This window comes from Sinomonas notoginsengisoli (assembly GCF_021554725.1).
Classification (GTDB): domain Bacteria; phylum Actinomycetota; class Actinomycetes; order Actinomycetales; family Micrococcaceae; genus Sinomonas; species Sinomonas notoginsengisoli.
In genome coordinates this window covers 21,487-34,939 of the sequence record NZ_JAIZDP010000007.1, presented here as the reverse complement: position 1 = coordinate 34,939, position 13,453 = coordinate 21,487, and the positions used below count along the sequence as shown (strand labels likewise).

15 protein-coding genes are annotated in these 13,453 nt (G+C 68.5%); 5 read left to right on the top strand and 10 right to left on the bottom strand.

Annotated features, from left to right (window positions below):
* Positions 1–25: 25 nt before the first annotated feature.
* Complete coding sequence (locus LF262_RS12195) at positions 26–472, bottom strand: pyridoxamine 5'-phosphate oxidase family protein (protein WP_235780671.1); 447 nt, start codon at positions 470–472, stop codon at positions 26–28.
* A gap of 56 nt (positions 473–528) precedes the next feature.
* On the bottom strand, positions 529–1,929 hold the full coding sequence (locus tag LF262_RS12190; protein ID WP_235780670.1) for an FAD-dependent oxidoreductase: 1,401 nt from the start codon (positions 1,927–1,929) through the stop codon (positions 529–531).
* Between the two features lie 466 nt (positions 1,930–2,395).
* Between LF262_RS12190 and LF262_RS12185 the strand changes: the two genes are divergently transcribed.
* From LF262_RS12185 to LF262_RS12170, 4 genes are all read left to right on the top strand, one after another.
* Positions 2,396–2,830 carry an acyl-CoA thioesterase gene (locus LF262_RS12185; RefSeq protein ID WP_235780788.1) on the top strand — a complete coding sequence of 145 codons (435 nt, stop codon included), beginning with the start codon at positions 2,396–2,398 and terminating at the stop codon, positions 2,828–2,830.
* Positions 2,831–2,968: 138 nt separating this feature from the next.
* Entirely contained in the window at positions 2,969–3,637 is a 669-nt protein-coding gene (locus tag LF262_RS12180) for a hypothetical protein (protein WP_235780669.1), read from the top strand.
* A 242-nt stretch (positions 3,638–3,879) separates the two neighbouring features.
* Entirely contained in the window at positions 3,880–4,755 is an 876-nt protein-coding gene (locus LF262_RS12175) for a pullulanase X25 domain-containing protein (protein ID WP_235780668.1), read from the top strand.
* Positions 4,756–5,087: 332 nt separating this feature from the next.
* On the top strand, positions 5,088–5,768 hold the full coding sequence (locus tag LF262_RS12170) for an HNH endonuclease family protein (protein WP_235780667.1): 681 nt from the start codon (positions 5,088–5,090) through the stop codon (positions 5,766–5,768).
* 26 nt (positions 5,769–5,794) lie between these two features.
* Here LF262_RS12170 and LF262_RS12165 read toward each other — a convergent pair whose 3' ends face one another.
* The 4 genes from LF262_RS12165 to LF262_RS12150 all read right to left on the bottom strand — a co-directional run bounded on the left by LF262_RS12165 (position 5,795) and on the right by LF262_RS12150 (position 8,263).
* A complete protein-coding gene (locus tag LF262_RS12165; RefSeq protein WP_235780787.1) occupies positions 5,795–6,499 on the bottom strand; it encodes a DNA alkylation repair protein in 705 nt (234 codons plus the stop codon).
* A 70-nt stretch (positions 6,500–6,569) separates the two neighbouring features.
* Positions 6,570–6,941: an iron chaperone gene (locus LF262_RS12160; RefSeq protein WP_235780666.1), complete on the bottom strand. Its 372-nt coding sequence runs from the start codon at positions 6,939–6,941 to the stop codon at positions 6,570–6,572.
* Positions 6,942–7,076: 135 nt separating this feature from the next.
* Complete coding sequence (locus LF262_RS12155; RefSeq protein ID WP_235780665.1) at positions 7,077–7,490, bottom strand: nuclear transport factor 2 family protein; 414 nt, start codon at positions 7,488–7,490, stop codon at positions 7,077–7,079.
* A gap of 56 nt (positions 7,491–7,546) precedes the next feature.
* A complete protein-coding gene (locus LF262_RS12150; RefSeq protein ID WP_235780664.1) occupies positions 7,547–8,263 on the bottom strand; it encodes a hypothetical protein in 717 nt (238 codons plus the stop codon).
* Between the two features lie 54 nt (positions 8,264–8,317).
* Here LF262_RS12150 and LF262_RS12145 point away from each other — a divergent pair, with 54 nt between their 5' ends.
* Positions 8,318–8,815: a MarR family winged helix-turn-helix transcriptional regulator gene (locus LF262_RS12145; RefSeq protein ID WP_235780663.1), complete on the top strand. Its 498-nt coding sequence runs from the start codon at positions 8,318–8,320 to the stop codon at positions 8,813–8,815.
* Positions 8,816–8,903: 88 nt separating this feature from the next.
* On the opposite strand, the gene LF262_RS12140 is transcribed toward LF262_RS12145, so the two are convergent.
* From LF262_RS12140 to LF262_RS12125, 4 genes are all read right to left on the bottom strand, one after another.
* Entirely contained in the window at positions 8,904–10,079 is a 1,176-nt protein-coding gene (locus LF262_RS12140) for a 5-methylcytosine restriction system specificity protein McrC (protein ID WP_235780662.1), read from the bottom strand.
* Positions 10,076–12,265: an McrB family protein gene (locus LF262_RS12135; RefSeq protein WP_235780661.1), complete on the bottom strand. Its 2,190-nt coding sequence runs from the start codon at positions 12,263–12,265 to the stop codon at positions 10,076–10,078. The genes LF262_RS12140 and LF262_RS12135 overlap by 4 nt, the downstream gene beginning before the upstream one ends.
* 91 nt (positions 12,266–12,356) lie before the next feature.
* The gene (locus tag LF262_RS12130) at positions 12,357–12,929 is read right to left on the bottom strand and encodes a dihydrofolate reductase family protein (RefSeq protein WP_235780660.1); all 573 of its coding nucleotides are present in this window, start codon (positions 12,927–12,929) and stop codon (positions 12,357–12,359) included.
* Between the two features lie 183 nt (positions 12,930–13,112).
* Complete coding sequence (locus LF262_RS12125) at positions 13,113–13,436, bottom strand: hypothetical protein (RefSeq protein WP_235780659.1); 324 nt, start codon at positions 13,434–13,436, stop codon at positions 13,113–13,115.
* Between the last annotated feature and the right edge of the window lie 17 nt (positions 13,437–13,453).

Here is a 13,453-nt window from a genome sequence, read left to right as displayed (position 1 = left end):
GGGGAGGCCCATTCGTCGGCCGTGGTCAGTAGTCCCGCGCCGTGGTCTGCTCGGGTTCGGCGCCCAGCTGGAAGTGCCGGCCGGCGATGGACGAGGGGGTCACCTCGAGGTAGACGCTCTTCGTGGTCGGCAGCCACGTCTCGATGCCCACCGCCTCGGCGGCTGCGATGTCGTCCGAGTGCTCGAGGACGCGGGCCGTCCCCTTGACCACCACGCTCCAGGCCTCGTCCTGGAGGATGCCATCGGCCTCGAACGCGACCTGCGGGTGGATGGTGAGCTCCGCGACCTTCGTGCCGGGCGTCGTCTTCAGGTACAGCTTGCTGTGTGAGGCCTTGAAGTTGATCGGCACGATGTCCAGCTCGCCCGCTGCGGTGGTCGCGAGGCGCCCGTGGCGCGCGTTGTCCAGCAGTGCCCAGCTCTCGGCGTCAGTGAGGACGCGGATCGGCTCGTCGTTGTCGTGGTCGAACAGCATCGTGTTCCCCTCTCTCCCCGGCCCCGCGGCCGGACATGTGGCAGTGGACGTGGCGGTCAGGCGATGGATCCGAGCACCTCGTTGAAGGCCTCGGACGAGGACGGGTGGGTGTACATGCGGTCCCGCAGGGCGGTGTACGGCAGCCCATTGTCCATCGCGAGCGAGACGAGCTTGATGATCTCCTGCGAGTCGACGCAGAACAGCGTGGCCCCGAGGATCGCGTCGGTCTTCCGGTCGACGACCACCTTGAGGAGCCCGCGCGGGTCACGGACAATCTTGGGCCGCGGCATCGCCGCGATCTTGGAGACCTCCTTCGACGCCACGCCCACGTCCCAGCCGCGCTCGGCGGCCTGCTCCCGCGCCTGGCCCTCGGTGAGACCCACCCGCGAGAACGGCGGTGTGACGAACGTGGTGGTCGGGATGGTGTTCCGGTCCGTGGTGGTCCGCTCCGGTCCGCCTAGTACCTGGGCAAGTACAATCCGGTGGTCGTCGAGCGAGACGTAGGTGTGCTGCGGTCCGCCGTTCACGTCGCCGAGCGCCCATACGTCCGTCGCTGTGGTCCGGAGGCGCTCATCGACGACGACGGCGCCCCGCCCGTCGGTCTCGACGCCCGCCTTGTCGAGTCCAAGACCCTCGGTCGCGGGACGGCGCCCAAGCGCCAGCAGCACGGCGTCGGCCTCGACCGTGACCGGCCCGTCGTCGGAGGCGACATCCACCCGCAGAGGTGAGGATCCGTCGTCGTGCGCGCCCGTCACCTGCGCACCCTGGAGGAACCGCACCCCGTCGCCGGCCAGGGCGGCCGCGACGGCTTCGGCAACGTCACGGTCCTCATGCCTGAGCGGGATGGGGGAGCGGTCCACGACGGTGACCTCGGAGCCGAACGCGGCGTACATGGAGGCGAATTCGTAGGCGATGTACCCGCCGCCCACGATCACGAGGCGCGCCGGCAGGTTGGACTCCGAGATGAGGTCCGTGGACACGTGGACGCGCGGGCTCAGCACCTGGCCGCCCTCGGAGAGGCCCGGGATGTCCGGGATCACGGGCAACGAACCGGTGTTGATGTAGAGGCGCTCGGCCGTGATCTCGCGCTCGTCGCTGCCCGCACTCAGCCGCACGCGCTTGGGCCCCACGAACTCCGCCCGGGCGGTGACGGCAGTCACGGTGTCGATCGTGTCGAGCATCGAGAAGTTCACGCCGCGCAGCTTCGCCGTCAGGGCGTTCTTGCGCGTGATCGAATCCGTGTAGTGCGCCGCGTCCCCGCCCTCGTGGCCGAGGTGTGCGGAATAGATCAGGGCCTTGGTGGGCACGCAGCCGATGTTGATGCACGTGCCGCCGTACATGGCGTCCGATTGTTCGATCATCGCGACCCGGCGGCCCGCCCGGCCGAGGATCCCAGCGAGCGTCTTGCCGCCCTTGCCCCAGCCGACGAACACGTCGTCGAACTCTAGAACATCCATGGATTCCGCCGTTTCCGTGAGGAGTTGCTCCCATCCTATCCACGCTTCACAGCATCAACGTCGGGATACAGAGCGGTCCCGTCGCGGGCATTGCGCCGCCTCGCGGGCGTGGTGCGCGGCCCAGCCCTTTCAAGGACGGGTATGAGGCTCAGCCCGTCGTGAACCCGGGCGGCGGGTGCAGGCGTCACCGCGATTAAACAGTTCGGACACCGCAGTGCAAGATGCCGTCCGTACGCTGGAGCCATCGGTTCGCTGCGGGGCGCCGAGCAGGAAACGCTCGGTCCCGCAGAGAAACGGGCTATGCAGGGGCCAGCCGCGGGGCTGGAGCTGGCGGGGCACGAAGCGTCCCGGGCGGTGTCCCGTGGCAGGTCTGTGGTACACCCGTGTGGTGAGCACTGAGAGCACTGCAGGGGAACCTCCTTCAGGGGCGCACGACGGCGCGCAGCGGCTTCGCGTCCTTGTCCCGATGCGCTGGGGAGACATGGATGCGTATGGGCACGTGAACAACGTGCAGATCGTCCGCATGCTCGAGGAGGCGCGGATCGCGGCGTTTGGACCTCCTGGTGGAACAGGTGCCTCCGGCGCCGAGCCGCTCGTGCCGTTGTTCTCTGAGGTCGCGGTAGGAACGCTCGCCCTGGTCGTGGAGCATCGGGTGCGGTACCTGCGCCCGCTCGACTACCGCAATGTGCCGGCCCAGGTGGACGTGTGGGTGAGCGGGCTCAAGGCAGCCGCCCTGACACTCGACTACGTGGTCCACGATCCAGTGGAGAAGCACGAGTGCGCGCGTGCGACCACGCAGCTGGCCTTCGTCGACGAATCCTCCGGGCGCCTGATGCGGCTCACCGAGGAGCAGCGCACCCGCCTTGCCCCATATGTCGGGCCGGGGCTGTTCTCCCGCTGACAGACGAGTTGAGTGGCCTTCCTCACCCTGGCCCGTGAGAGCACGAGAAATGTCGGACCCCGGGCAGAACATCATCCCGACGCGCAGGATTGCCGGCATGGGGCCGGCGGACTCGTGTCAGGATCCAAGGGGGGACCCATGTCTACCACGCCCATGTCTCCGATGAATGATTCGGGAACGCCAGAAGGCCGTCCGGCCGAGGGGACTGTCTACGGAGGTGCGCAGCCGCCGCGCCGCAGCTCGGCACTCGCGATCGTCTCGCTCGTTCTCGGCGCGCTCGCGTTCGTGTTCAGCTTCATCCCCGTGGTGAACGTCATCGCCTTCGCCCTGGCGATTGCCAGCCTCGCCTGCGCGCTCGTCGCGCTCTTCCGGAAGATGGGCGGCAAGGCGATGTCCATCACCGGGCTCATCCTGTCCGTGATCGCGATCATCTCAGCGATCATCGTCAATGTCGTGGTCGCCGCCGCTGTGTCCACCGCATCGACGGCGATCTCCAAGGGCCTTGAGACGTATTCGGCCCAGGCCAGTGCGAAGCACACGATCCAGTATAAGGTCGCGAGCAACGGCGCTGCCTCAGTCCACTACTGGACGCCCGGCGGCTCGAGCCAGACCGATATCGCGGCCGACTGGTCGAAGGACGTCACCTCGACCGGGTTCACCTCGGCCCTCCTGACCGTCACGTCCTCCGATTTCCAGAACAAGGCAGCGGCTGTCTCGTGCGAGATCGTGATCGACGGCAAGAGCGTCGCCAAGAACACGGGCAGCGGCGCTGCCGCCTCCGCATCCTGCTCAGCGACGGCGAGCTGACCCTCTCGAATGGACCACGGCGCGCCGGCGGTGCATCCGCCGGCGCGCCCGGTCTCTTTCCCCGGAGGTCGCGTGCGCGTAACCGGAACGAAACCGAGAGGCGGAATGCTGGGGCTCATCTCCTGTTCGCCACGTCACACTCGGTCACCGACAAAGGCAACCGGCGAGTAACGGGCCAGCATGGAGAGGCGGGCTCATGAGTCATGGGCTCGGCTGGATCAGGCAAGGAACGAGGGGTAGCTATGGCGAGGAACGCGAACGCGACAGAGAAGCTCGATCTCCGTCTCAAGGCGGTGCTGGATGGGCTCGCACGGGCTGCATGGGCCAATGAGACGGTGGACGCCCGCGCCGTACTGTCCGCTGCCGTGGACGCTGTGCCCTTCGATGAGAACGAGGCGGTCCTCCTCGCGGGAGGCATCCCGCGTGGCCACAAGGCCCTGACCTCCGCCACGGCCAAGCTCGTCAGGGCTGGCTGGATGGTGAAGGGCCGCTCCGGCTGGGCTATCACCGAGGAAGGACTCCGAGCCACGGTCGCCTTCCCGACCGCCCAGTCGCTCGCCGAGGCGCTCGCCGCCGGCACGCCAGTCCCCGCTGGCACGCCCGTGCCCGCCGCGCCGCCGGCCACGAAAAAGTCGGCCCGCAAGAGTCCTGCGAAGAGGGCCGCACCGAAGTCCGCGACGGCCAAGGCCGTCTCCGGCACGGACGTCGTCCCGACGCCTGTCCAGGTGCCCGTGGAGCTGTCGGAAGCGGTCGCACCTGAGGCTGCCGCACCTGAGGCTTCCGGTGCGCAGGCTGAGGCGCCGGGCGCCGTGGACCTCGATCAGCCGAAGGCTGTGGCGATCGCCGGCAATTTCGCATCACACCTCGGCGCGCACAGCGATTGGGAGCCGAACGCCGACGCGGTCCAGATGGGCCTCGACCGGGCCTCCCGCCGCTGGGTCCGTACCGTTGACCTCCCAGCTGGGCACTACGCCTTCAAGATCGCGATCAACCGTTCCTGGGATGAGAACTACGGCGCGTTCGGCACCTTCAACGGAGCCAACCACGAGCTCTCGCACGACGGCGGCCCGGTCACCATCGCGTACGACCACGCCACGAAGGACATCGCGTTCTCCTGACCGATCCGGATGCCTGACCGATCTGACGCTTGACGGCCCGGGGCGGACGCCTGACGGCCCGGGGCGGACGCCTGACGGCCCGGGGCGGACGCCTGACGGCCCGGGGCGGACCGACGGACCCGGGCCGCCGCGTGGCGTCGAGGCTTCTTCGCGTCGACGCGCGTTCCGCAGCGTCCACTCTCCACATAGCGGGAGCCGGGCCCGAATAGTGTCGGCGATTCTCGTAGGGTGGAGGGGTCAGGTCGTCATCCAGTGGGGGGCTCACTATGTTCCAACGATCGTCTCGGCCGCTGGCCAGGAGTCGGCGATGGTCCCGCGCAGTTGGCTTCCTCATGGGCATCGGGGCCCTCGGCGTTGTGCTTGCCTGGCTCGTGGGCCTTGTGAGCGTCCCTGGCCTCGACTCCCCGCTGCCCGGCGTGCAGGCCCAGATCGGCAGCGTTCCGGCTGCACGCCTCGAGACGGCCAAGACCGCGCTGGCGGCGATTCCGGCGAAGGGCCGGGCGCCGAAGACGGGCTACACCCGTGCCCAGTTCGGCCAAGCCTGGGCGGACGCGGACCACAACGGCTGCGATACCCGGAACGACATCCTGCGGCGGGACCTTCGCGACCCTGCGTTCAAGGCCGGCACCCGAGACTGCGTGCTGGTCTCGGGCACCCTGCAGGACCCCTATACGGGCAAAACTATCGATTTCCAGCGCGGCGAGCGATCAGCCGACGTGCAGATCGACCACGTCGTTGCGCTCTCGGATGCATGGCAGAAGGGCGCCCAGCAGTGGACGGCCCAGAAGCGGGTTGAGTTCGCGAACGATCCCTCGAACCTCCGGGCGATGGAGGGCGCGGCCAACCAGGAGAAGGGTGACTCGGACCTGGCCACGTGGCTCCCGCCCAACAAGTCGTTCCGTTGCGAGTACGCGGTGAACATCGTCGAGGTCAAGGCGGCGTACGGTCTCTGGATGACTCAGGCCGAGCATGACAAGGCGGCCGAGTTGCTCGGGGCGTGCCGGGCGGCATGAGCTTCCCGCGGGGCCGGCCCTGAAGCTCAGGAGGCCTTGAGGTACCTTTCCCGGGTCACCTTGGGCAGCTTCTCGACCGCGTACCTCAACGCGACGCGGGCCATGCGAGGTGCCCAGTGATCGAGGAAGTCCTCGAGCTCAGGGTTGCCGGCCGCCCGGAGTGCCCAGCCCGTGGCCTTCTGCACCGACTCATCCGGGTCATTGGCGAGCAGCTCGGCTATCTCGAACAGGTCGCGGCTGTCTTCGGTGCCGAGGAAGTACATCGATGCGACGATCGCCGTGCGCCGCTCCAGAGGCCTCGACGAGCGGGCCAGCGCATAGAGCGGGTCCCGGGGCCTGTCCGCGAGGTAGCCGCCGACCACATGGATCGCGGCCCGGTCCACGAGGTCCCATGAGTCGATCCGGTCGTGACGGCGCAGGTAGAGCTCGTAGAGCTCTCGGCGTTGCTCGGGCGTCGTGGTGCGCAAGCGTGCCTGGTAGTCCATGATGCCGACCGCGCCAGCACGGGCCTCGTGCCACGGACTCTCAAGGAGCCGCTCCACCTCGTCGAGAGGCATCTCCACCGAGGCGCGGGCAAGCTCGAACACCGAGCCCATCGGCACACCGAGGAACCGGTCGCTGCCCCGCGTGGCGAGCGGGAACGCGCGTTTGTACTTCCTGAGCTCGTCATCGGAGCTCAGGGACTCCAGCGCCGCCAGGAAGCCCCCCGCGGTCCGCGTGCCGGCCACCATCGCCAACCCCCCAAGGCTGAACACCGAACGTGCTTCGAGGGTAGACCCAACTGACCGGGAAAGCCGCAGCTCAGGCGTGCTTTTTGGAGCCGTCGAGTTTCGATTCGATCTCGGCGATCCGTGCCGCGAAAATCTCCCGCAGCAGATCGTCCGGGACTGGGTGCTCGGCGCTGAATCGCAGCGTTCCCTTGGCCCAGTCGAAGCCCTGGAGCTTCTCGGCAAGGCCTGCGAGGACCTGGCCGCTGAAGGGGAAGAGCGAGAGGTGGTTCTTCGTCACGACCGCACTCGCGTACCCCTTGCCGTGCAGGAGCAGCGCTGCCATGCCGTAGCTGCGCCCCTCGGACGCCTCGGGAGCAACCTCTCGGGCCACGTCGTAGACGTGCCTCACGGCCTCGGCATCGGATCCGTCGAGGGTTGCCACATAGTCGGTAACCTCGCCCATCCGCCCATCCTCGCACCGCTGGGGGCGGGGAGACTAGCTGTAGCACCCGGTCATTTCACGGTGCTGGACCTCAGTTCGGATGCGCCGCAACGGGCAGCGTGCCACTGACACGCTGCCCGCGAAGGGTGTCCGTCCTCATCGGTTCTGCTCCCGCAGCCACGGTGCGGAGTCCCCGGGCGCGATGAGCGGTCCGCTCAATTGGATGTTTGCGATGAGCCAGCGACCGTCGTCGCGGACCAGCACGATGAGCACGCGGAACGACGCGCTCGCGTCCCGCCCGCGGGCCTGGGTCTTCTGCCGCTGGACGGCCTCGACGAGGGCCGTGTCGCCGTAGAGGCGTAGGTGCGGCTCGAGGATCTCGAACTCCTCGTTGACCACGTCGCCGAGATGCCGCTGGGCCCAGCGGCCCTTGTCGAGGACGAACCCGACGGGTCCAATGCCTTGGAAATCGTCGATGAGCAGGTTGCCGTAGGCTTCGACATCTCCCTCCAGCTCGGCCGCGGCCCACGCGTTCACCACGTCCAAGACGTCTTCAGTGACGGTTTCCATGGTGGTGCTCCTTCCGTAAGGGTCTTCTTTTCGCGGATTCTCCACGATGGTCAGCTTCAGCGCTTCGGGACCTCGTGGCGGGATCGGGGGAGCATGAAGCCGACTGCGGTGAGCCAGGCCAGCCCGACGAAGCGGACGATCGGCAGGAGATAGTCGATTCCCGGCCAGAACATGCCCAGGAACGAGATCTCGCCCAAGGCCGCGAGGACGAGCCCGGCCCACGCGAGCCATGGTGGGGTGAGCCGCAGGATGAGGGCGGGTACCGCGATGCCCGCGATGAGCAACCCGGTGCCTGCGGCGAAGCCGAAGCCGCCGAGCGCGAACGCGGCGTCCGCGACGAGGTGCACGACGGCGGCGGGGGCCTCGCCTGGCAACTGGCCCATGGCCCAGATGAGGAGGCCGGAGGCGCCGAGCATGACCGAGCCTGCGGTGCCGCCGTAGAACGAGATGTGGGGACCCGGCACGCGGATGCCGAGCCGGAGGAGGCGTGCGTACATGGTCGCCGCGTAGATCCCGAGCGGGACCGAGGCCCCGAAGGTGAGGAATCCGGTGAGGTTCGCTGGGAAGGAGTGATCTGTGAAGTAGCGCGCGATGGCGTCGGAGGCAGTCGACGGTGAAGGGTACGCTGTGCCCGCTGCCATGGCAGGCAGGGCGACGGCCGCGATCGAGAGCACGAGCACGACGATCGCGAGGATCCCGGCGTTGGGGCCCTCCGGCCGACGCCCTTGGCGAGCGTCCTCTTGGTGGGCGAGGGGAGCTGCTGAATCAGTCATAGAAATAATTATTCACTCAGTGAATCGTACAGTCAATGCTGTATTCTTGGGTCTATGCCAGACGCTCAGCCAGCCGCGTCCCTCGGGGACAGGCCGCGCCCAGCCCGCATCGGATTTCTGCTCTCCCAGCTCGGGGAGCACGCGACCGAGCTCTTCGCCGACCAGACCCGAGGCCTGGGCATCTCCCCGTCGGAGGCCGGTGTGATCCGGATCATCGGCCGGTCCCCGGGCATCAGCCAGCGCGAGCTCGCAGGGAGACTCGGCTCCGTCCAGAGCCGCGTCGTCGCGCTCATCGACCGGCTGGAGGGCGCCGGATTCGTCACCCGGACGCGGAGCGCGGCAGACCGGCGGGTCCAGGAGCTCCAGCTCACCGAGCCGGGGGCAGGCCTGCTGCGTTCACTGCGACGCGCCGCTGAGGCGCAGGAGGCCGCAATTGTCGAGGGCCTGACTCCCGATCAGACAGCCGAGCTGTTCGGTCTCCTTTCGAGGCTGAGCTCCCTTCGCGGCCTCGACACCGAGGTCCACGTGGGCTACCGCGACGCTTCCCGCTGACGCCGAGAGAGTCCCGTCCGTGGCAGACTCTGTGCGCGACACACGCCAATGCTGCCAGCCCGAAACTACTGACCGTGGGGAGACGCCCTTACGTCTGGGGCGCTCCGAGGTAGGGCGCCACGGCAGCGATGAACTGGTCCCGGACGAGGACGGACGCCACGGAGAGGTCCACGGTCGCGGCCCCGAGGCGATGTCCCGAGGAGATGAAGGACTCTGTGAGCGGGCTGCCCGCGGACGGATAGATCAGCAGCCCCCCGGCCGTCAGCGAGGCGGGGTCGGTGCCTGATTCCTGCTCCCGGACGTACGTGTAGAGCTCGTAGAGGTGGCCCGAGCTCAGGGTCTCGCGGGCAAACCGCCCGGGCCGCAGGGCCGCTGTGAACTTCGTGTCGATGATGAGCCGGCGGCCCCGGGCCGGCACGTCGATCCAGACGTCGGTGGCCATGTGCGGAAGGACGGCCGCCAGCCCCAGCGTCGCACCGCTCGTCTTCCATCCGACCTTGCGGCCGCGCTGCACGGTCCAGCCGTGCGGGCGCCCGTACACCGAGTAGAAGCCGCCCACGGCCCGCTCGAACAGGTTCCGGAACTGGCGTTCGTCGAGGACCCCGCGGCCATGGCCCGGCCTGGTCCGCCCGAACGGGAGCGAGAGCTGGAGTGCAAGGCGGGCTGCGAGGAGCACCGACCGGTCACGCTGGTCGTTGCGCGTGAGCCGCGCCGCGGCAGACGCGGCCTGGTCTCGCTGCCCCGCCCGCAGGTCGAGCGTGCCCACGCCGAGCTGGGCGAGCCGCTGCGACTGTCCCTGGCAGCGGCGCATCAGCTCTTCGTCCGCGCACAGGCGTGAAATCGAATCGAGGGCGGTACGGATGAGGCGATTGCGGGGGGTGTCCACCGTGAGCTCCTCGAACCGGCACGCCACGAGCCCGCGGGAGAGCAGCTGGTGCGATTCGGTGCGGAGTGTGTCGATCCCGCCGCGGACCCTCGCGAGGTCCCGCGACGTCTTGGAGAACGACGGCGTGAGCGGCCTGCGCAGGCGGTCCTCGGCGCTCGCGACGAGCAGCTCGGCCAAGAGCTCGGGGAGCTTCTCGGGATACTCCTCGATCCCGTCGAAGGCCTCCGGGCCGGATTGGTAGAACTCCGAGGCGTACAGGAGGAGCAGCCACACGTTGCGCACGGGGATGCGCACCCCGTCCGCGACCACGACGGAACCGTCAGCCGCGGCGGAGGGGCCGCGCGCCGTCGTGCGCTCTTCCGGGTGCGCCTCGGTCACTCGAGGCCTTCGAGCAGCGCCGCCGATGCCGCCTCCGCCTTGGCCGCGTCGTCGAACCAGTACTCCTCGAGGGTCGGCACGATCTCCGTGTCCACGACGCCCCGGAACCAGTCGGCGAACGAGGCGACGCGCTCCTCAGCGGGGGGAGTGACGAAGGAGTGGCCCAGACGGAACTCGGAGCCCAGCGTCGGGTCATCGGCGATGCGGTCGTTGAGTGCCTCGAAGCGGAAGCGGACGAGCTCGAGCTCCTTGGAGTCCACGCCGTGCCGGGCCGACATCCAGGACTGCCACGCGTCGTTGACACTCGGCTCGAGGGAGACGAACGCGAACCGGCGGCGGAACGCGAGGTCCATGATCGCCAGCGAGCGGTCGGCCAGGTTCATGGTGCCGATGATGTAGAGGTTGCTCGGCACGTGGACGCTCTCGGTGCCCGAGCGCGGGTACGCCAGCTGCAGCGATTCGCGCGGGGACCGCTTGCCCGCCTCGATGAGGGTCAGGAGCTCGCCGAAGACCTGCACCGGGTTGCCGCGGTTGATCTCCTCGATGAGCATCACGTGGGGGACGTCCGGATTGGCGTTCGCCCGCTCGACCATCTCGAGGAACGGGCCGTCCACGAGGGTCAGCCTGCCGTCGGAGCCCGGCCGCCATCCGCGCACGAAGTCCTCGTAGCTCGAGTTCGGGTGGAACTGCGTGGCGCGGAGGGCGGACTTGTTGTCCTTCGTGCCGATGAGGGCATACGCCAGGCGGCGTGCGAGCCACGTCTTGCCTGTGCCGGGAGGGCCCTGGAGGATGAGGTTCTTCTTGGACCGCCACCGTGCCAGGTAGTCGCTGAGGTCGGCCTCGTCAATGAAGCAGCCGTCGGTGACGATGTCATGCACGGTGTAGCTGGCCTGCGGGGACATCGGCGTGGGGTCGTCCTCGGGCTCGGGCGCCTCGTCCGCATCCCCCAGGTCGCTGTGGGCACCGTGGCCGTAGCGCTCGAGGTAGGCCGTCCAGGTCAGTTCGGGGAAGGAGTGCACCGCGAACTGGGGATCCTCGAACTTCGAGGCGAGGGTGTCCAGGAGGGTCACGTAGGCGGAGCCGTCGGCCGTGAAGAAGTCCTGGTCGAGCATGAGCTCGGTTTTGAGGTACTGGCGCGAGCGGCCATCGAGCGGGACGTAGTTCCACGGCCGGATCCAGAACAGGCCCATGGTGAGCTTGGTGCCCACCCGGTAGATATCGCGGGCGCGGTCGTACGCAGCGGCGAGGCGGAACCGCTCGTGGTCCTCGGCGGAGCCGGCGGCGGCCAGCGCCGTCTCAAGCACGTCCCACAGGCTGTCAATGTCGTCCCGCTGGCGCGTCCCGGCTGGCGGGAAGAACCAGGAGTTCTGGTTGTTCAGCAGCGGGATTCCGTCGAAGCTGGTGGGCGCTGGGACGGTGACGCCGAGGAACGCTGCCCAGTCGGCAGCGATCTCCGTGCGCTTGGCGGGGGTCGTCCCCCGGTTGAAGGTGCCCATGACTGTGAAGGGGCAGATGTCCTTGAGCGGCACCGGGTTGTCCCGCCAGTCCCGGTCCATGAGGAAGCCGAGCTCCTCGTGGCGCTCCTGCATCTCGCGCAGGTGGTCGAGCAGCTCGGTGCGGCGGTTGCGGAACCTCAGCAGCGCCGTCGCCATCGCCTCGTAGAACGCGGTCCACTCGAAGCGCTGCTCGGGCTTCGGATCGAAGTCGCCGAAGCGCTTAGCCCATGCAGGACCGTTGCGGAACCGGTCGGTGTCCTGCGCCTCGCCCCAGAACGTGAACTTCAACAGCGCCGCGCGCATCCAGTGGCTGGGAGTGACCTTCCAGATGGTGTGGCGGCCCGCGTAGAAGTACCACTCACGCGGGCGGTCCACGCGCGTCCAGTCGACGCCGATCTTGCGGCCGTCACCAGGGTTGGCCGTGATGACGCCGATTGCCTTGACCGCCATGACCGGTACGGCATGCCCGTGCGGGTCGAAGGGGAGCCCCGTGCGGCGCACGTACGTGGTCTTAAGGGCGATCTGGTCGCCCACCTTCATCGACTTGACGGTGTCCAGATAGCGGTCCTCGAAGCCGTTCTCCCAGATGTGCTCGGAGATGAACCGCTCGGTCTGGTCCTTCGGTTCCTGGTCCGGGTAATACGATCCGACGAACCAGTACTGCCCCTCGGGAACGCCCGCTTCCACCATTGATGCTTTGCCTCCTGCGCCCACGCCGCGACCACGGCACGAGAGCATTAGATCATGTTCTGATGAACGACGCGCCCGGGTTTCGCCGAGCTCACACGGTCGCCCCTCCCGGGGTCCGGACGGCGTAGTGCAGGTACACGAAGCGGCCGATCCGGCGCTCGTCGGCGAGGTCCAGATCGAGCCGCGCATCCGGTAGCGCAGGCGTTCCGCCGCCCACCGTGACGGGCACGATGAACAGCCGGACGTCGTCCACGAGCCCGGCGGCGAACGCGGCCGCAGCGAGGCCCGGGCCGCCGATCGCGAGGTCCGAGGCCGAGCCCTCCTTGAGGGTGCGGACCTCGTCCGGGTCGAATGCGCGCTCGAGCCGTGTGCGCGCCGTTGTGACCTCGGGGAGGGTGCGGGAATAGACGACCTTGTCCGCGGCCTGCCAGATCTCCGAGAAGTCATGTGCCACGGCGCTCTGCTCGGCCGTGATGTCCGCGTCCTCCCAGAAGCGCATCACCTCGTAGACGCGCCGCCCGTAGAGGTACGTCCCGATGGGCCGCAGGAGGTCGTTGACCGCGGCGTGGACGTCGTCGTCAGGCCGAGCCCAGTCGAAGTTGCCCGTGCGGTCGGCGATGTAGCCGTCCACGGACGCGAGGTTCATATAGACGAGGCGGCCCATGGGTCAACTCTGGCCGCTCTCTGTCCACGCGGCAATGCCCGGGGCGGCCCCCCATCTTCGCCGTCCCGGACATCACCCCTGCGCGCTGCGCCCTGTCCCGACGCAGCGGCCCCCCTGACGCAGCCGTCCCAGGCAGGGCCGACCGCACCCCCAGCAGAACAGAGGGGTCCGACAATTCTCGCGTCAGGCAGCCTCAGGGGCCGGGCGGAGGTGGAAGACCCCGTCCTTGACGCCGATCTGCACGGCCTCGCGCATGGGGAGCCCGCTCATCACGTCCATGCCCACGGCGAGCGTCCCGGAGCGGCGGTCGTTGCTCCGCGGGCTCCACAGCACCGACCGCTCGTCGCCGTTGACGGACACCCGGACCACCTCTGGGGCCACCGGGAACACCGCCAGAGCGCTGGTCGGTATGCGGAGCACGTCCGAGTTGCGGTCCGACTCCGTGACGGGCTGTGAGATGACGATCCTCTCGTACTGGTCACTGTGTTCGCTTTCCCACGTCTGCATGGTCAACGCCTATCACG

Excerpts from the sequence above, each read along its gene's own strand:
- LF262_RS12130 (WP_235780660.1), bottom strand. The coding sequence starts at position 12,929 with ATGGGCCGCCTCGTCTATATGAACCTCGCGTCCGTGGACGGCTACATC.
- LF262_RS12190 (WP_235780670.1), bottom strand. The coding sequence starts at position 1,929 with ATGGATGTTCTAGAGTTCGACGACGTGTTCGTCGGCTGGGGCAAGGGC.
- LF262_RS12165 (WP_235780787.1), bottom strand. The coding sequence starts at position 6,499 with ATGGTGGCCGGCACGCGGACCGCGGGGGGCTTCCTGGCGGCGCTGGAG.
- LF262_RS12195 (WP_235780671.1), bottom strand. The coding sequence starts at position 472 with ATGCTGTTCGACCACGACAACGACGAGCCGATCCGCGTCCTCACTGAC.
- LF262_RS12150 (WP_235780664.1), bottom strand. The coding sequence starts at position 8,263 with ATGACTGATTCAGCAGCTCCCCTCGCCCACCAAGAGGACGCTCGCCAA.
- LF262_RS12155 (WP_235780665.1), bottom strand. The coding sequence starts at position 7,490 with ATGGAAACCGTCACTGAAGACGTCTTGGACGTGGTGAACGCGTGGGCC.
- LF262_RS12125 (WP_235780659.1), bottom strand. The coding sequence starts at position 13,436 with ATGCAGACGTGGGAAAGCGAACACAGTGACCAGTACGAGAGGATCGTC.
- LF262_RS12170 (WP_235780667.1), top strand. The coding sequence starts at position 5,088 with ATGGGCATCGGGGCCCTCGGCGTTGTGCTTGCCTGGCTCGTGGGCCTT.
- LF262_RS12185 (WP_235780788.1), top strand. The coding sequence starts at position 2,396 with ATGCGCTGGGGAGACATGGATGCGTATGGGCACGTGAACAACGTGCAG.
- LF262_RS12180 (WP_235780669.1), top strand. The coding sequence starts at position 2,969 with ATGTCTACCACGCCCATGTCTCCGATGAATGATTCGGGAACGCCAGAA.
- LF262_RS12145 (WP_235780663.1), top strand. The coding sequence starts at position 8,318 with ATGCCAGACGCTCAGCCAGCCGCGTCCCTCGGGGACAGGCCGCGCCCA.
- LF262_RS12135 (WP_235780661.1), bottom strand. The coding sequence starts at position 12,265 with ATGGTGGAAGCGGGCGTTCCCGAGGGGCAGTACTGGTTCGTCGGATCG.
- LF262_RS12175 (WP_235780668.1), top strand. The coding sequence starts at position 3,880 with ATGGCGAGGAACGCGAACGCGACAGAGAAGCTCGATCTCCGTCTCAAG.
- LF262_RS12160 (WP_235780666.1), bottom strand. The coding sequence starts at position 6,941 with ATGGGCGAGGTTACCGACTATGTGGCAACCCTCGACGGATCCGATGCC.